17 protein-coding genes and 1 riboswitch are annotated in these 16622 nt (G+C 72.7%); of the genes, 4 read left to right on the top strand and 13 right to left on the bottom strand.

All coding sequences use genetic code 11. The features are described 5' to 3' along the window. Positions 1-9: 9 nt before the first annotated feature. Together ACZ5Y0_RS07295 and tdh are read right to left on the bottom strand one after the other, a co-directional pair. Positions 10-1203 carry a glycine C-acetyltransferase gene (locus ACZ5Y0_RS07295; RefSeq protein ID WP_469127638.1) on the bottom strand — a complete coding sequence of 398 codons (1194 nt, stop codon included), beginning with the start codon at positions 1201-1203 and terminating at the stop codon, positions 10-12. 141 nt (positions 1204-1344) lie between these two features. Continuing rightward, the gene (gene tdh, locus ACZ5Y0_RS07290) at positions 1345-2373 is read right to left on the bottom strand and encodes an L-threonine 3-dehydrogenase (protein ID WP_469128021.1); all 1029 of its coding nucleotides are present in this window, start codon (positions 2371-2373) and stop codon (positions 1345-1347) included. A gap of 205 nt (positions 2374-2578) precedes the next feature. Here tdh and ACZ5Y0_RS07285 point away from each other — a divergent pair, with 205 nt between their 5' ends. Further along, complete coding sequence (locus ACZ5Y0_RS07285; protein WP_469127637.1) at positions 2579-3184, top strand: GOLPH3/VPS74 family protein; 606 nt, start codon at positions 2579-2581, stop codon at positions 3182-3184. Positions 3185-3207: 23 nt separating this feature from the next. Here the strand turns inward: ACZ5Y0_RS07285 and ACZ5Y0_RS07280 are convergent, their stop codons facing one another. From ACZ5Y0_RS07280 to ACZ5Y0_RS07255, 6 genes are all read right to left on the bottom strand, one after another. Continuing rightward, positions 3208-3780: a GAF domain-containing protein gene (locus ACZ5Y0_RS07280; protein ID WP_469127636.1), complete on the bottom strand. Its 573-nt coding sequence runs from the start codon at positions 3778-3780 to the stop codon at positions 3208-3210. Between the two features lie 61 nt (positions 3781-3841). Continuing rightward, positions 3842-4462, bottom strand: a complete 621-nt coding sequence (locus tag ACZ5Y0_RS07275; RefSeq protein WP_469127635.1) for a GTP-binding protein — start codon at positions 4460-4462, stop codon at positions 3842-3844. Further along, entirely contained in the window at positions 4440-4811 is a 372-nt protein-coding gene (locus ACZ5Y0_RS07270; RefSeq protein ID WP_469127634.1) for a DUF742 domain-containing protein, read from the bottom strand. The genes ACZ5Y0_RS07275 and ACZ5Y0_RS07270 overlap by 23 nt, the downstream gene beginning before the upstream one ends. Positions 4812-4813: 2 nt before the next feature. After that, a complete protein-coding gene (locus ACZ5Y0_RS07265) occupies positions 4814-5248 on the bottom strand; it encodes a roadblock/LC7 domain-containing protein (RefSeq protein WP_469127633.1) in 435 nt (144 codons plus the stop codon). A gap of 74 nt (positions 5249-5322) precedes the next feature. After that, complete coding sequence (locus ACZ5Y0_RS07260) at positions 5323-7470, bottom strand: sensor histidine kinase (protein WP_469127632.1); 2148 nt, start codon at positions 7468-7470, stop codon at positions 5323-5325. Positions 7471-7834: 364 nt separating this feature from the next. Continuing rightward, positions 7835-9064 (bottom strand): MBL fold metallo-hydrolase, encoded by a 1230-nt coding sequence (locus ACZ5Y0_RS07255; RefSeq protein WP_469127631.1) that lies wholly within the window; start codon positions 9062-9064, stop codon positions 7835-7837. Positions 9065-9249: 185 nt separating this feature from the next. Between ACZ5Y0_RS07255 and ACZ5Y0_RS07250 the strand changes: the two genes are divergently transcribed. Together ACZ5Y0_RS07250 and ACZ5Y0_RS07245 are read left to right on the top strand one after the other, a co-directional pair. Beyond that, on the top strand, positions 9250-10428 hold the full coding sequence (locus tag ACZ5Y0_RS07250; protein ID WP_469127630.1) for a glutamate dehydrogenase: 1179 nt from the start codon (positions 9250-9252) through the stop codon (positions 10426-10428). A gap of 41 nt (positions 10429-10469) precedes the next feature. Next, positions 10470-11090 (top strand): TetR/AcrR family transcriptional regulator, encoded by a 621-nt coding sequence (locus ACZ5Y0_RS07245; protein ID WP_469127629.1) that lies wholly within the window; start codon positions 10470-10472, stop codon positions 11088-11090. A 7-nt stretch (positions 11091-11097) separates the two neighbouring features. On the opposite strand, the gene ACZ5Y0_RS07240 is transcribed toward ACZ5Y0_RS07245, so the two are convergent. The 3 genes from ACZ5Y0_RS07240 to ACZ5Y0_RS07230 form a co-directional block, all read right to left on the bottom strand. Continuing rightward, the gene (locus tag ACZ5Y0_RS07240; RefSeq protein ID WP_469127628.1) at positions 11098-11880 is read right to left on the bottom strand and encodes an SIMPL domain-containing protein; all 783 of its coding nucleotides are present in this window, start codon (positions 11878-11880) and stop codon (positions 11098-11100) included. 114 nt (positions 11881-11994) lie between these two features. Further along, positions 11995-12813 carry an SGNH/GDSL hydrolase family protein gene (locus ACZ5Y0_RS07235; protein ID WP_469127627.1) on the bottom strand — a complete coding sequence of 273 codons (819 nt, stop codon included), beginning with the start codon at positions 12811-12813 and terminating at the stop codon, positions 11995-11997. A 437-nt stretch (positions 12814-13250) separates the two neighbouring features. Beyond that, positions 13251-14258, bottom strand: coding sequence for a M23 family metallopeptidase (locus tag ACZ5Y0_RS07230; protein ID WP_469127626.1), 1008 nt, complete (start codon positions 14256-14258; stop codon positions 13251-13253). 4 nt (positions 14259-14262) lie between these two features. Continuing rightward, positions 14263-14420: riboswitch (cyclic di-AMP (ydaO/yuaA leader) on the bottom strand. A gap of 602 nt (positions 14421-15022) precedes the next feature. Here ACZ5Y0_RS07230 and ACZ5Y0_RS07225 point away from each other — a divergent pair. Next, positions 15023-15820, top strand: a complete 798-nt coding sequence (locus tag ACZ5Y0_RS07225; protein ID WP_469127625.1) for a tyrosine-protein phosphatase — start codon at positions 15023-15025, stop codon at positions 15818-15820. 24 nt (positions 15821-15844) lie between these two features. Here ACZ5Y0_RS07225 and ACZ5Y0_RS07220 read toward each other — a convergent pair whose 3' ends face one another. Together ACZ5Y0_RS07220 and ACZ5Y0_RS07215 are read right to left on the bottom strand one after the other, a co-directional pair. Next, on the bottom strand, positions 15845-15967 hold the full coding sequence (locus ACZ5Y0_RS07220; protein ID WP_469127624.1) for a DUF6126 family protein: 123 nt from the start codon (positions 15965-15967) through the stop codon (positions 15845-15847). After that, positions 15964-16593, bottom strand: coding sequence for a helix-turn-helix domain-containing protein (locus tag ACZ5Y0_RS07215; RefSeq protein ID WP_469127623.1), 630 nt, complete (start codon positions 16591-16593; stop codon positions 15964-15966). The genes ACZ5Y0_RS07220 and ACZ5Y0_RS07215 overlap by 4 nt, the downstream gene beginning before the upstream one ends. Positions 16594-16622: the final 29 nt, after the last annotated feature.

The raw sequence follows: 16622 nt of genomic DNA, 5'->3' as shown, positions 1-16622 counted from the left end.
GTGGCCGGCTCAGGCCTCCAGTTCCGCCCGCGCCGCCACGAAGGCGTCCACGGCACGGTCGACGTCGGCCGTGGAGTGCGCGGCCGAGAGCTGGACCCGGATGCGGGCCTGGCCCTGCGGAACGACCGGGTAGGAGAAGCCGATCACGTACACACCGCGCTCCAGCAGCAGCTCGGCCATACGGCTCGCCCGCGCCGCGTCACCGATCATCACGGGCGCGATGGCGTGGTCGCCGGCCAGGACGTCGAAGCCCTCCTGCGTCATCCGACGGCGGAACAGGGCCGTGTTCTCGGCGAGCCGGACGCGCAGCTCGTCGGCCGACTCCAACAGGTCCAGGACCTTGAGGGAGGCGGCGGCGATGACCGGGGCGAGGGTGTTGGAGAACAGGTACGGGCGGGAGCGCTGACGCAGGAGCGCCACGATCTCGGCGCGGGCGGCGACGTAACCGCCGGAGGCACCGCCGAGGGCCTTGCCGAGGGTGCCGGTGATGATGTCGACGCGGTCCATCACGCCGTGCAGCTCGGGGGTGCCGCGGCCGCCGGGGCCGACGAAGCCGACGGCGTGGGAGTCGTCGACCATGACCATCGCGTCGTAGCGGTCGGCGAGGTCGCAGATCTCGGCGAGGGGGGCGACGTAGCCGTCCATGGAGAAGACGCCGTCGGTGACGATCAGCCGGCGGCGCGCGTCGGAGGCGTCCTTCAACTGCCGTTCCAGGTCGGCCAGGTCACGGTTGGCGTAGCGGAGGCGGCGGGCCTTGGACAGCCGGATGCCGTCGATGATGGAGGCGTGGTTGAGGGCGTCGGAGATCACCGCGTCCTCGGGGCCGAGGAGTGTCTCGAAGACTCCGCCGTTGGCGTCGAAGCAGGAGGAGTACAGGATCGTGTCCTCCTGGCCGAGGAAGGCCGACAGCCGCGCCTCCAGCTCCTTGTGCACCTCCTGGGTGCCGCAGATGAACCGCACGGACGCCATGCCGTAGCCCCAGCGGTCCAGGGCCTCGTGGGCGGCGGCGATCACCTCGGGGTGGTCGGCGAGGCCGAGGTAGTTGTTGGCGCAGAAGTTGAGGACCTCGCCGGGCCGGCCGCCCGCGGTGACGGCGACGGTGGCGGACTGCGGACTGCCGATGACGCGCTCGGGCTTGTGCAGGCCGGCGGCGCGGATCTCGTCGAGGGTGGCGCGCAGGTCGTCGCGGACAGAGTGGAACATCGGGAACTCCAGGGGTGCGATGAGCGAGTGAGCCGAAGGGGCGCGCCCGTGCAGGGAGCGCGGACGAGCGGAGGCCCGAGGGCCGAGCGCCGTCCGGCTCCCGACACGGCATTGGCGTCCCGGAGGCGAACCGGGGTGGAATCAAGCGGTCCAGTCGAGGATGACCTTGCCGCCCGTGCCGCTCGCCGCGTCGGCGAACGCCGCCTCGAAGTCGCGGTAGCCGTAGCGGCCGGTGATCACCGGGGCGAGGTCGAGGCCGCCCTCCAGCAGGACCGACATCGCGTACCAGGTCTCGAACATCTCGCGGCCGTAGATGCCCTTGATGGTGATCATCGAGGTGACGACGCGGGCCCAGTCGACCGGGAACTCCTCGGCGGGCAGGCCCAGCATGGCGATCCGGCCGCCGTGCGTCATGTTGGCGATCATGTCGCGCATCGCCTCGGGGCGGCCGGACATCTCCAGGCCGATGTCGAAGCCCTCGCGCAGGCCCAGCTCGCGCTGTCCGTCGGCGATGGTCGCGTGCGAGACGTTCAGGGCGAGGCTCGCACCGATCTTGCGGGCGAGTTGCAGGCGCTCCTCGCTGACGTCGGTGACGACGACGTTGCGGGCGCCGGCGTGCCGGGCGACCGCGGCCGCCATCAGGCCGATCGGTCCGGCCCCCGTGATCAGCACGTCCTCGCCGACCAGCGGGAAGGACAGCGCGGTGTGGACGGCGTTGCCGAACGGGTCGAAGATCGCGGCCACGTCGAGGTCGACGGGGACCCGGTGCACCCAGACATTGGCGGCGGGCAGTGCCACGTACTCGGCGAACGCGCCGTCGCGGCCGACCCCGAGCCCGACGGTGGCCCGGCAGAGGTGGCGGCGCCCGGCGAGGCAGTTGCGGCACCGGCCGCAGACGAGGTGCCCCTCTCCGCTCACCCGGTCACCGGCCTTGATGTCGCCGACGTCCCGCCCGGTCTCGACGACCTCGCCGACGAACTCGTGACCGAGCACGAGGGGGGTGCTGATCGCCTGCCGCGCCCAGCCGTCCCAGGACCGGATGTGCAGATCCGTTCCGCAGATGCCGGTGCGCAGCACCTTGATCAGTACGTCACCGGGTCCGACGGTGGGCTCCGGCACGTCCGCGAGCCACAGTCCGGGCTCAGCCTTCTCCTTGACCAGCGCCTTCAACGCTACGGCTCCTGACGGTGAGACCCCCGCGCCGGGCATGCCGAAGCGGCCCGCGGCCGGGGGAAGGGGGTGGAATCCGGTAGCAATCTGCCGTACGGCGCCGGCGCGGTCCATCGAGACTTTCTTAAGCGGCGCCACAGCTCCGCTTCACGCCCCGGTTTCCCGTGCCACTCTGGAGGGAGGATCGACCGACGGGGAGCAGCCCATGACCACGGCGCAGGACCTGATGATCGTCTCGCTCGACGTGCCGCCCGCGCGCCCCGTCGAGCAGGGCGAGCTCTCGCTCGCCCTCGCGGGGGCCGAGCTGATCGATCTGGTGGAGGCGGGCGTGCTCGTCCTCGACGGCGACCGGGTGACGCCCGGCCCGGCACCGGCACCGGTCGACCGCCTCCTGGCGGAGGCCGCGACCTCGTCGGCGTGGCAGGAGCCGTACGAGTCGGTCGAGGAGTGGCTGTGGCGCCGCGGCCGTGGGCTTGCGTCGGCATACACCGCCCGGATGGAGGCCGACGGGGTACTGACCCGCCCGCGTGGCCACTGGCTCGCCGCACGGTCCGACCGGAGCGAGGCGGTGGACTCACCGGCCCGGCGCCACGCCGCCGAGCGCTGGACCTCGGTCGAGCCCGTCCTCGCCGGACTGGCCACCGCGGCCGGTCTCCGCGAGGAGCGGGGGGACGGCTTCCCGTCCCCGTTGAGCGACGCCGAGGTGACGGTGCTGGCCGCGGTCGGCGACGCGGTGGCGGAGCTGACGGCCGTGCGGCAGCGGCGGTCCGTCGAGGACGCCGCATTCGACAACGTCTGGCGGGGTTTCTGACGGACACCGGCCGGCCGCTCGGCTCACCACAGGAGCGGTCCGCCGGCCTCCCGGTGTTCCAGCCACCCGGCGAGGTCCGCCGCGGTCGCCTTGATGGTCTCCAGGCCCGCCCTGCCCCAGGGTCGGGGCGTCAGGTCGGTCACGGACACCGTGCCCAGGACCAGACCGGCCGTGTCGATCAGCGGGGCGCCGAGATAGGAGCGGATGCCGTACTCGTCGACGACCGGGTTGCCGGCGAACCGCGGGTAGTCGCGGACGTCCTCCAGCACCAGCGCCTTGCGGCGCACGACGACGTACGGGCAGTAGCCGTACTCGCGGGCCAGCCGGCGGCCCACCTCCGGCTTGCCACCGCGGGCGGCCCGGCCGCCGGGCGGGGTGTGCAGGCCGGCGAAGAACTGCCGGTCCTCGTGGATGAAGTTGACCATCGCGTAGGGCGCGTCGGTCACCTCGGCGAGGCGGTCCGCGAAGGCGTCCAGGGCGGCCTCCGCCCGCTCCCCGAGGCCGAGTCGGCGCAGCCTCGCGGTGCGGGCGGGGGCTTCCCTGTCCTCGGGGGTGAGCAGCAGTCGACCGGCCGGGCGGGGCGGGTCGTAGCTCATGGTCGGACTCCGTCGCTGTGGGCGTACGGCATGTGCGGCTCCGGTGTGTGGGGTGCGGGGATCACCTGTGGGCGCCGCGGCTCGGCTGGGGTGTCGCCGGTGCGTGGGCGATGAGGTGGCGGACGAGGGTGAGCAGGGTCTGCACGCCGGACGCGGAGATACGGGCGTCGCAGCGCACGATGGGGATGGCCGGGTCCAGGTCGATGGCGGAGCGCACCTCCTCGGGGTCGTAGCGGTGGGCACCGTCGAACTCGTTGACCGCGACGATGAAGCCGAGGCCGCGTTCCTCGAAGAAGTCGACTGCCGCGAAGCACTCCTGAAGGCGGCGGGTGTCGGCGAGGACGACCGCGCCGAGGGCTCCCTCGGACAGCTCGTCCCACATGAACCAGAACCTCTCCTGTCCGGGGGTGCCGAACAGGTACAGGACATGCTGGGGATCGAGGCTGATACGGCCGAAGTCCATGGCCACGGTCGTCTCGATCTTGTTCTCGATGCCGTCGAGATTGTCGGTGGCGGCGCTGACGGTGGTGAGCAGCTCCTCGGTGCTCAGGGGCGCGATCTCGCTCACCGCGCCGACGAACGTGGTCTTGCCGACCCCGAACCCGCCCGCGACCAGGATCTTCAGCGCGGTCGGGAAGGGGTCGGAGCCGTCGTCGTAGTCAGAGCTGTCGTCGTAGTCCATCGAGCACTGCCTCCAGTAGGGCCCGGTCGGTGGGGCTGTGGTGGAACTCGGGGGGCTTGGTGGTCAGCGCCCCGCAGTCGACGAGGTCCGCCAGCAGCACCTTGGTGACGGCCGCCGGCAGCCTCAGATGGGCGGCCACCTCGGCGACCGGGACGGGAGCACGGCACAGGTCCAGTGCCTGTGCGTGCTCGGGCCCGAGATAGCCGAGGGGGGTCGCCCCGGTGGCCCGCACCTGGGACAGGAGATCGAGGGCGACGGTGGGTCTGGTGCGGCCGTTGCTGACCGTGAACGGGCGCACCAGACGTCCGGCCGCGTCGTCGAGCCAGGGCCCGTCGCCGGCCGCCGCCACCCTCAAGGCCCCATCACCGAGGGTTCGACGGGGTGCTGCCGGGGCGCGGTCACCAGGTAGGGCCGCACGCTCTTGACGAGCATCGACATCTCGTAGCCGAGCACGGCGGCGTCGGCCTCGCGTCCCGCCAGCACGGCGAGACAGGTGCCCGAACCCGCGGTGGTGACGAACAGCAGCGTCGAGTCGAGTTCGACGACGACCTGCCGTACGTCCCCGCCGTCGCCGAAGCGGATCCCGGCGCTGCGGCCGAGCGAGTACAGCCCGGAGGCCAGCGCCGCCATGTGGTCGGCGCTGTCGTGGTCGAGGCCGTGGACGGACTTCACGAGGCCGTCGCAGGACAGGAGGACCGCGCTGCTGGTGTGGGGCACACGCTGCACGAGGCCGCTCATCAGCCAGTCGAGATCGGATACATGGCCGGTCGGGGCATCGCTCGCCATGGTGGATCGACTCCTTGGGGTACGAAGGTCAGCGGGAGCGGTGGGGGTGAAGGGGGTGGGGGTGAGGGGGGTGCTCATCCGGCTGGTGCGCTCCCGTCGTGCCGGGTGGTGGGCCGGTGGTCGAGGCCACCGGCGAGGCCGTACACGGTGTGTGCCCCGGCCTCGGGCGTGGGGGAGGCGCGCTGTACGTCCGCGGGGGCCGGGCCGGGCCGTTCCGGCGAGGTGTCCGCCTCCAGGCTCTGCTGGGCCTCCGCGAGGCCGACCCCGCGCTGGAAGGCGGCCATCAGACCGGGGTCGTGCCCGGCGGACCGCTCGGCCTCCTGACGGGGGGTGGGCCCACCACGCAGCTGGGGTGCGATGTGCTCCTGGGCGCGGCGGCGGGGCAGCTGGGGCTTGCCCATGGTGCCGCGCACCGCGTTCGCGCGCGGGGCGGGCACCAGACCCGCGATCTCCTCCACGGTGGACCGGTCGCCGGGCCGGACACCGGGCACGGCTTCGGCTGGATGGGGCCGCTCCTCGTGCGCACCGCGGACGGGGAGCGGGGCCGGACGGCCGCCGTTCGCGTGGGGGGTGTCATGCCGGACCGGGGACGGGGCGGCGAAGGGGGTGGATGCGGCGCAGCCGTCCTGCGGAGACCCTTCGGGAGCGGGCTGCGGCGTACTCCGCGGTCGGGCCGCGGGGTGGGGCCGGGACTGCGGCTGCCGACTCGTCAGCGCCGGCGTCCGGGGCTGGGGCGGGGTCTCCTGCTGGAGTTGCGGCTGCGGGCGTGAGTCGGGCCGCGGGTACGGATCCGTGCGGCCAGGGGCCTGATCGTGGGGTTGGAGCGGTGGCTGACCCTGGAGCCGACCGTGCGACTGGCCCTGACCGTTTGCCTGGAGCTGGAGCTGGCCCGGTGGCTGCGGGCGGGCCTGAGGAGTCGGCGCCGGCCTCCCCCCGCCGCACGGGGCCTGTCCCCCCGCGGTCCCCGCCGGCACCGCGCCCGAGCCGGTCTCCTCGGTCTGCGGCGACGGCAGCCCGGCCGGCCCCAGCAGGGCCTGTGGCACGACGAGTACGGCCTGGACGCCGCCGTAGATGTTGTTCTGGAGCCGCACCCGGATGCCGTGGCGGCGGGCCAGCTGGGAGACCACGTAGAGGCCGATGCGGCCGTCGGCGAGCAGGCGGCCGACATTGACCTGGTCGGGGTCGGCGAGCAGCGCGTTCATGCGGCGCTGTTCCTCGACGGGCATGCCGAGGCCGCGGTCCTCGACCTCGACGGCGAGCCCGGAGGTGACCAGGTTGGCGCGCAGCAGGACCTGGGTGTGCGGGGCGGAGAACACCGTGGCGTTCTCGACGAGTTCGGCGAGCAGGTGGATGACGTCGGCGACGGCGTGCCCGCGCAGTTCGCCGTCGACCGGCGGGACGAGTCTGACCCGCGAGTACTGCTCGACCTCGGCGATGGCGGAGCGCAGCACCTCGGTCATGGAGACCGGGTTGCTCCACTGTCGCCGGGAGACGGCGCCGCCGAGGACGGCGAGGTTCTCGGCGTGCCGGCGCATACGGGTGGCGAGGTGGTCGACGTGGAAGAGGCCCTTGAGGAGATCGGGGTCCTCGATCTCGTTCTCCAGCTCGTCCAGGGTGGAGATCTCGCGGTGCACGAGGGACTGAAGGCGCCGCGCGAGGTTGACGAACACCTCCAGTTTCTGTTCGCTGCCGGTCTGGCTGGAGAGCTGGGCCGCCTGGACGACGGCGGTGACGGCCCCGTCGTGGGCGCGGGACAGATCGGCGGCGAGCAGCTCGAACTCGTCGGCGTCGGCGGGCGGGCCGCCCCGCGGCTTGCGTTGCGGCGGGACCTCGCCGCGGCGCAGCGCGTCGAGCAGGGCCCGCAGGTCGGCCTCGTCGCGCGCGCTGTTGCGGCGCAGGGCGCTGATGCGGTCGCTGACGGAGCGGGCGGCCCGCTCGGCGGCCACGGCGGCGACGACGATGCCGACCCCGGTCACCGCGACGGCTCCGGCGAGGACGGCCCACAGGGTCGGTCCCGGCCGGGCGCCGGTGGAGCGCACGGCGAAGAGGACGGCCGCGCAGGCGCTGAGGGCGACGGCGATCGGGGGCAGCACGGCGAGCCGCAGCAACTGCGGCCGTATGTGCGTCTCGGCCGGTGCGGGTGCGGTGCGGGCGACCGGCCGTCCGTGCCGTCCGCCCTCACGGCGGTCTGCGCGTGCGGCCGGTGCGCGGAGGTGAGACATCGGTGTCCTCGTACTGTCCGTCGGGCCCGGGGCTCGCGTGGGTGCGCTCCTCGGGCTCGCGCCATCGCGGTGTCGGTCGGGCAAGCCGGGGGTTCTGAGGCCCCTTCTCACCCAGCGGCCACTCACAGTAGTCGCCAAGCCATCGTGCGCGATGGGCAGTTGACAAAGTCCCCCACGGAGAGTCCCGCTCTGGTATGAGGCTTCGTACGACAGACCGATGAACCTGCGAGGCGTCCTGCCAGTTGAGATGGGAAAATCGATCAGACCTGGTCAGCGACGGTCGGAAACGGGCGACGGGGGCCGGAGAGCTGTTCGCTCCCCGACCCCCGTCGACGGACGGCCGGGTCCGGCCCGGATGGTTCGGTCAGCCCGCGGGAACGACCTCCGGGGCATCCCCACCCTCGGCCGCGCTCGCCGTGATGTCACTCTCGGTATCGGTTGTGGCCTTGACTTCCTCTCGCGGTTCGGGCCACCCGCCCGCCGGGGCGAGAGCCACGGCGCGCCACCACGGCTCGGCGGGCACGGTCTCCGCGGTCGGCTCGAACGGTTCGCCGGGACGGGGCAGCGCGATCCGGGTGCCGACGGCGCCCGCGGCGGCCAGGGTGCCCTCCCCGGGGTCGGACCACGCGTGCGTGGCGAGATTGAAGGTGGCCCAGTGGATGGGCAGGATCACCCCGCTCGGACCGCCCTGGAGGTCGAGGTGGGCACGCACCCCCTCCTCGGGGGTCATGTGGATGTCCGGCCACAGGTCCGAGTAGGCCCCGATCTGGATCATCGTGGCGTCGAACGGTCCGTACGCGGCGCCGATGTCCTTGAAGCCGTCGAAGTAACCGGTGTCACCACTGTGGAAGATCCGGTGCTCGTCACCCGCGACGGACCAGGAGGCCCACAGGGTGTGCTGGGTGTTGCGCAGACCGCGGCCGCAGAAGTGGCGGGCCGGGGTGGCGGTGAGGGTGAGGCCCCCGACCGCGGTCGCCTCGTGCCAGTCCAGCTCGCGCAGTCGGTCCGCGGACACCCCCCAGTGTTCGAGATGGGCGCCGACGCCGAGCGGCACCGCGAACAGGGTGTCGGTACCGGCCAGCGCCTTGATCGTGGGCAGGTCGAGGTGGTCGTAGTGGTCGTGCGAGATGACGACGACGTCGACCGGGCCGAGCACGGCAAGCGGCAGCGGGGCAGGGTGCAGCCGCTTCGGGCCGGCGAAGGGGACAGGGGAGCAGCGTTCGCCCCACACGGGGTCGAACAGCACCCGGTGCCCGTCGATCTCGGCGAGCACACTGGAATGTCCCAACCAGGTCAGGCGCAGCCCCGTGGCGGGCGGCCGGGCCAGGTCGGCGAGGGTGGTGGGGTACACCGGGATCGGGCCTATGGGGGCGCGCCGGGGACGGCTGTCCTTGTCGAAGAAGGCCTTGGCGAAGTCGAGCGCGGAGCCCGAGGGCCGGATCCGGGCGCCGGGGCCGCCGGGGTTCTGGAAGACCCCGTCCTCGAAATGGGGTGATCTGCGGATACGCGCCATGCGCTCACCGCTCGGGTCCGCGCCGAAGGCCTCGGGCTGAAGTGCGCGGAGCCCGGGGCTCAGGGAACGGAATCCGGCCACGGTACCTCCAGGTGGAGTCGCTGAGGATTCCCATTATGGTCGGCCCGTCCGACGAACCTCCGGCCGCCCTGGTCGGGGAGGCGGACGCAGCGCGTTGACACGGCGTCGCCGGGCTCTCGATACTGACCCACTGTTCAGTAAAGACCCTGGCGGGGAGCCCGTACGACCGCCGGCGAGGAGTCCGTATGACCGCCCCCCTGTTGTCCCTCACCTGGACCGACCACCTCACCGGCCGCCGGGGCCACCTGGTCGTCGACCGGCTCGTGCGCGGCGTATGCAGCGGCGGCCTGCGGATGCGGGAGGGCTGCACCCTCGACGAGGTGACCGGCCTCGCCCGCGGCATGAGCCTCAAGGAGGCCCTGCACTACGACCCGGCGGCGCGCTATGTCCCGCTGGGCGGCGCGAAGGGCGGCATCGACTGCGATCCGCGGGACCCCCGGGCGTACGGACTGCTGGTGCGGTACCTGCGGGCGGTACGGCCGTACGTCGAGAGCTGCTGGACGACGGGTGAGGACCTGGGGCTCAGCCAGGACGTCGTCGACCGGGCCGCCGCGGAGGCCGGCCTCGTCTCGTCGATCCAGGCCGTCTATCCGCTGCTCGACGACGAGAGCACGGCCCGCGGACGGCTCGCGGACGCCTTCGCCGTCGAGGTGGACGGCATCGGCCTGGACGAGCTGGTCGGGGGCTGCGGCGTCGCCGAGTCCGTGCTCACGGCCCTGGACCGGGCCGGGGTGCCGCACGCGGGCACCCGGGTCGCCCTCCAGGGGTTCGGCACCATGGGCGGGGCCACGGCGCGTTTCCTCATGCGCGCGGGGCTGAGGGTCGTGGCCGTCGCCGACGTCAAGGGCACGATCGCCAACCCGGCGGGCCTCGACGTGGAGGCGCTGCTGGCCACGCGGGACGCCCACGGCACCGTCGACCGCCGGGCGTTGCGCCCCGGCGACCGCGAACTCCCGGACGACGCCTGGCTGTCGGCCGAGGCGGAGGTACTGGTACCGGCCGCCGTGTCGTACGCGATCGGGCCGGACGAGCAGGCGCGGATCACCGCCCGCTGGATCGCCGAGGCGGCCAACATGCCGGTCCTGCCCGAGGCGGAGAGGCTGCTGCACGCGCGCGGGGTGAGCGTGCTGCCGGACGTCGTCGTCAACTCCGGGACGAACGCCTGGTGGTGGTGGACCCTGTTCGGCGACATCGGCGCGGACGCCGGGGAGGCGTTCGCCCACACGCGCCGCTCGATGCGCGCCCTCGTGGAACTCGTGCTGGAGCGCGCGGAGGCCGACGGAACGACCCCTCGCCAGGCCGCGCACGCGATCGCCGAGCAGCGGCTGCCGATCATCGCGGAGCGCTACGGCCGGCACCGCTGACGGCGTCGTCGCAGGTGGTGGGCCCTGTGTAGGGTGACGGCGTGGCGAGGGTCCGGTTGAGTGTGGCCGAGCGGCGCGAGGAGATGCTGCGCGCGGCCATCGAGCAGATCGAGGCGCGGGGCGTGGCGGCGGTCAGGATCGCCGACGTGGCCTCGGCGCTCGGCGTGAGCAACGCGCTGGTGCTCTACCACTTCTCCACCAAGGAACGGCTCGTCGCCGACGCGTTCGCCTACGCCGCCGAAGGCGATCTGGCCCGGCTGCGCAAACTGCTCGGCCGCCGGACGACCGCGCTGCGCCGGCTGCGGTCGGCGGTGCGCTGGTACGCCCCCACCGGGTCGGCCAAGGGCTGGCGGCTGTGGATCGAGGGCTGGGCTGTGTCGCTGCGCGAACCGGCCCTTCGGGACGTCGCCCGTGACCTGGACCGGCGGTGGAAGGCGGCGCTCGCCGAGGTGATCGCGGAGGGGGTGGCCGCGGGCGAGTTCCGCTGTGCCGACCCGGCCGGGACGGCCCTGCGCCTGACGGCCCTCCTCGACGGCCTCGCCGTACAGCTCACGTCCTACGACGGCGCCGTGCCCCGGAGCCGCGCGCAGGAATGGGTGGAGGAGGCGCTGGCCCGGGAACTCGGGTTGGCGGCACGGACGTCGGGCGCCGAGGAGCGCTGAGGCCGGATCAGTCGAGTTCGTACACCGCCGTCACCGTCGCCGTCGCGCGGATGACGCCCGGCGCCACGGGGACCACACCGGAGGTGTCGGCGGCCGGGGGCACCGGGCGCGGACGGCCGGTCGGGTCCTCGCTCAGGGAGACCAGGCGGCCCAGTCGGTGGCCGCTGAGCCGTGCGTACTGGACCGCCTTGGTGCGGGCGTCCTCGTGCGCTGCCCGGCGGGCGCGCGCCAGCAGCGGGGCGGGGTCGGAGACGTCGAAGGTCACCGAGTCGACGCGGCCCGCGTCCCCGGCGGCGTCGGTGATCGCCTGGAGGACCGCCCCGGTCCTGCCCACCTCACGGACCACCACCGAGAAGGCCTGCGCCGCCTGGTACCCCCTCAGCCGGGAAGCGCCCTCAGGGTAGTCGTGGACCGGGGTCACGGAGACGTTCTCGGTACGGATGTCGGGCTCGGCCACGCCCTGGCGGCGGACGGCGTCGAGCAGGGCGGTCGCGGCCCGGGACTGCGTGTCCAGCGCAGTCCGCGGGGTCTCGGCCGTGGCCTCGACGACGGCGCCGACGACCGCGAGGTCGGGTCGGGCGCTCGCGGCGCCCTCGCCGGTCACGGTGACGGTGGCGGGGCCGGGCACGACCACCGCCCCGGCGGGCCGGGCGGCCGCGTGGGGCGCCGCGACGGCCGGCAGCCCGAGGGCGAGCAGCGTCACGACGGCCGCGGCGACGGCGCGCGACGCCCTGCCGGACGTACCGGCGAACAGGGCAGTGGAGGCGAGAGGCGTGCGGGAGCGGGGCATGCGGTCATCCCAGCATCCGGAACGGGCCCGGCGAGGGCACCACTCCCGCGCGCTCACCTCACTGGTCGAGCGACCGGCAGAGGCCCGGGAACCGCCGGCCGCACCCCCTTCGGGCTACGCCACCGCCGCGATCCGCATCTTGATGTCGTCGGGTGAGAGCGTGCCCTTGGCGGTCACGTGGTCACCCGACGACTCCCCGCGCAGCCGTCGCCCGATCCACGGGACCAGGTACTCGCGCGCCCACTGCACGTCGTCGCGCCGGATCTCGAGGGTGCCGCGCGGCTGGAGCCGCGGCCAGGGCTGCTCGGGGTCGGCGGGCACCGGCAGGCCGAGGACCTGACCGGCACGCAACGCCACGCGTGTGTGCCCCTCCGCGCCGAGGTGGAGCCGGTCGCCGTCCCAGGCCCGCCGGTCCTGGATGGACTTCAGGGACCACAGATCGAGGACCGGGCAGCCGTACCGGTCGGCGACCGCGCGCACGTGGCCGTTGTAGGTGGCGATCTTGCCGCGCAGATGCTTGAGCACGGGGACGCCACGGGTGTCGAACCCGGTCGTCACCATGACGGTGCCGACCGCGGAGGTCAGGGCCGCGATCGCCCGCTCGAAGCGTTCGGCGACCTCGTCGGGGTCGGTGCCGGGCCGGAGGATGTCGTTGCCGCCCGCGCAGAAGGAGACCAGGTCCGGCGCCAGCTCGACCGCTCGCGGAAGCTGGTCCGCCACGATCTGGTCGAGCAGCTTGCCGCGCACCGCGAGGTTCACGTACCTGAAGTCGCCTTCGGGCCGCCGGTCCGCGAGCAGCACCGCGAACCGGTCGGCCCAGCCGACGAACGCCCCGTCGGGGCCGCGGTCGCCGACGCCCTCGGTGAAGCTGTCCCCCACCGCCACGTACGACCCGATCGCTGAGCTGTTGTCATTCTTCGAATCGTCTGCCACAACCGTTCATGATTCACCTTCGAATGTGACCTACGCGACCGTAGGCAGGAGTTGACGGACGGTGAGATAAGCCACTCCTAAAGACTTGGCCAATCAGGGAATACGGCCGCCCTCGTTCGCGCCGACGCGAGACACCCCCGGAAGCCGCTGATCCGGACACGGCTCGGGATCGTGCGGTCGGCGAAGTGCCCGGCCGTGTGCGGCTTCGGCCCCACCGTCCGGTGCTGGAACGAGGGGCGGCTCGGCGTCGACGGCACCGAAGCCGTCGGAGACGGTGCGGACGTGGTGCGGCGCGGTCGCCACCGACAGCCACACCGGCGGCGGCAGCGGCGGCGACAGCCGCGGCGGGGGCGGCGGCGGAAACACCGAAGGCCGGACCCTCTGGGAGGGGGGTCCGGCCTTCGGTGGCGTGTCAGGCGGGGAATTCCAGCGGTACGTCAGCCGACGGAGACGCCGTGCGAGCGGAGGTAGGCGACCGGATCGACGTCCGAGCCGTACTCGGGACCGGTACGGATCTCGAAGTGCAGGTGCGGGCCGGTCACATTGCCGGTCGCGCCGGAGAGGCCGACCTGCTGACCGGCGGAGACGGACTGGCCGGCCGAGACGGAGAGCGAGGACAGGTGGGCGTACTGGGCGTAGAAGCCGTCGGAGAGCCTGATGACGACCTGGTTGCCGTACGCGCCGCCCCAGCCCGCGGAGACGACCGTGCCCGCGCCGACGGCCTTGAGCGAGGTGCCGGTCGGGACGACGAAGTCGACACCCGTGTGGTAACCGCTGGACCACATGCTGCCGGCCATCTTGTACGGGGTGCCGACGGTCGCACCGGCCACCGGGAGGGAGAAGCCGGTGGCGGCGGTGGTGCTCCCGGCGGCCTGGGTGACGGACGCCTTCGACGGGGACGACTTCGACGCGGACGACTTCGCGGAGTCCGAGGAGGACGACTTCGCGGAGGAGCCCGTGGACTGCTTCGACGAGGAGGACGAACCGGACGATGCGGACGGCGACTTGGTCGTACCCGTCGCGCCCCTCGTGCCGGTCGCGGCCCGCTCGCCGATCGACAGCTTCAGGCCCGGGTGGATCAGCGACGGGTCGTCGCCGACGGCCTCGCGGTTGTCCGCGTAGAGCCGGGTCCAGCCACCGCTGACGTTCTGCTCGTCCGCGATCTTCGAGAGGTAGTCGCCGGACCGCACCGTGTAGGTCCTGGCGGACTTCGCGGACTTCTGCGCCACGGGAACGGCCTGAACGGCCTCTTCCGAAACGGAGGAGAGCGAGGAAGCGGCGGAAACGGGGGAAAGCGACTGCGCCGCCGACTGGGACGGCGCGGCGTGCGCACCGGTGGCCCCTATGAGCGGGAGGGCGAGCGCGGCGCCGCCGGTTCCGGCGGCGGCGATGGAACGGGTGAAGCGCTGGGGCTTCGGACGGCGGTGCTTACCCTTGGCGGGCATGACGAATTCCTCTCCGGCGCCTACGAGGTGAGCTGTCGGGTGCGGACTGGAGATGTCCGGCCGCGCCGAGGCGCGGCTTTACCCCTAGCCGTTCCGGGAACCGGAACAGGCGGTACTGCCTGTGGGTCCCCCGCTCCTGCCGTTCACGGGTGAGTGTGCGGGCTCCGGGCGGCGGCAGGATTGGGCGTCCGTCCGGATTGGTGTGGAACGTAAGCGACCGAGACGCACAGGGACAAGCGAAGGTTGTACTCCCCGTGCCATTGGCTTGATCCCCTGAGGGGACTGCCCGTCACCCTCCGTGGATTGAGATGCCGGCTTTCCCATTAATTTCCTTGAGAAACAGCCGTATTACGTGAGCATGACGAACGACTCAGGGTCACGAATATGACGCTGATCACGTGACGGTCCCCCAGAGTCTCCTATTCCACAGCGAGTTGGAATGAAGGATCCAATTCGGACAGAACTCCCACATGTGACGCAGACGGATAACCATCGCATCAAGGTCACCAGGCGGCCCGGTGCGCGATCCATGGCGCGACACCATCGCACCACGGCGGACTTCGCCCGTTTCACGGCATTCGTACGTCGCTGTCGGATCGAGCCTGCCCGCCCCGAACCCGGCGTCCCCGCCGGCCGTCCCGCGACCGCCGAAGGCCCTTGTGGAGGACCGTTTGCCCCGGGCATCCATGTCGTATGGTCGAGGAAATGTTCCGGTGGCCATGCCGAGCCGCGCCTGCCGGGACCGAGGACCGGGAGGAGCCCCCGTGACGCAGCAGATCCCGTCGACCGAGCCCCAGCTGGCCGGAGTGCGGAACTTCCGTGACGTGGGCGGTCTGCCGACCGTCGACGGCCGGCGGGTACGCCACGGCGTGCTCTTCCGCAGCGGGCATCTCGCGCACGCCACCGACGAGGACGCCGCGTTCCTCTCCTCGCTCGGACTGCACACGGTCTTCGACTTCCGCAACGCGGCGGACCAGAAGCTGGAGGGCCCGGACATCGAGCTGCCGGGGGTGCGCAACGTGAACCTGCCGCTCTCCGACCCGGCGGACGGTTCCGAGTTCTGGAAGATGGTCCGCGACGGCGACATCGACCTGCTGCGCGAGATCCTCGGCGACGGCAGGGCGGCCGGCCGGATGATCGCCTCCTACCGCTCGATCGTGAAGGAGCGCACGGGCGAGCACTCGCTCGTACTGCACTCGCTCGCGGAGGACAGCGTCCCGGCGCTGATGCACTGCGCGGCGGGCAAGGACCGCGCGGGCCTGTCCATCGCCGTGACGCTGCTGGCGGTGGGCGTGGAGCGCGAGGCGATCCTGGCGGACTACCTGGAGTCCAACGCCAAGCACCGCCGATACAAGGTACGCCGCAGCGGCACCTCCGCCGAGACGTACTCCCCCGAGGTCATGGAGCTGCTCAGCCCCCTCTTCGACGCCCGCGCCGAGTACCTCACGGCCGCGTTCGAGACCATCGAGGAGACCTGGGGCGGTGTCGACGCCTACCTCGGGCAGGGCCTCGGTCTGACCCCGCGGACCCGCGAGCGGCTCCGGGAGCGTCTGCTCGACTGAGGTGGCACGCTCGGTGCCCCGCGTCTACTGCTTGGCCCCGATCTCGAACAGCAGCCAGAGGAACCCGGCGAAGACATGTCCCACCGCGATGTAGATGATCAGCCGGATCCACAGGCTCCGAGGGAACTTCTCCTCCATGTCGGTCATGGCGTCTCTCCAGGGGTGGGGCCGAGGCACAGCGCGGCCGTCGGGCTCTGCAACAGGGTGTGGACGAACAACAGGTCGACACCGTCGGGGTCCTGCGCGGCGATGCGGTGCGGGGTCAGCGAGTCGAAGTGCGCGCTGTCGCCGGGCCCGAGCAAGTGGGTGGTGTCGCCGAGGCGCAGTCGCAGCCGTCCGCGCAGGACGTGCAGCCACTCCTCACCGGGATGCACCCGCACGATGTCGCCCTGTGAGCCGTACGGCACCTGCACGCGCAGCGCCTGCATGCCCCGCCCCGGAGCGCCGGACTGCCGGTAGGTCCAGCCGCCCGCATGGGTGGGCTCCATGTCGGCGGCACGCACGACGGCGTCCCGGTCGGCGACCGTCTCGCCGAGCAGTTCGGAGACGGTCGTACCGTAGACACGGGCGAGCGCGAGCAGCATCGGCAGCGAGGGCTGGCGCTGCCCGGTCTCCAGACGGGACAGGTGGGCCGGTGACAGTCCGGCGGCGCGGGCCGCGGCCTCCAGGGTGAGGGAGGCACGACGGCGCAGGGCGCGCAGTCGCGGCGCGACGACGCCCAGGTCGTGGGCCGGCCCGGGCTCGGACCCGGGCTCTGAGGCTGGGTGGCTCATGCCTCCATTCAGCCCGGAAATTGCCCCTG

This window comes from Streptomyces sp. NPDC033216, assembly GCF_055577115.1.
This window is presented reverse-complemented; position numbering and strand designations above follow the sequence as displayed.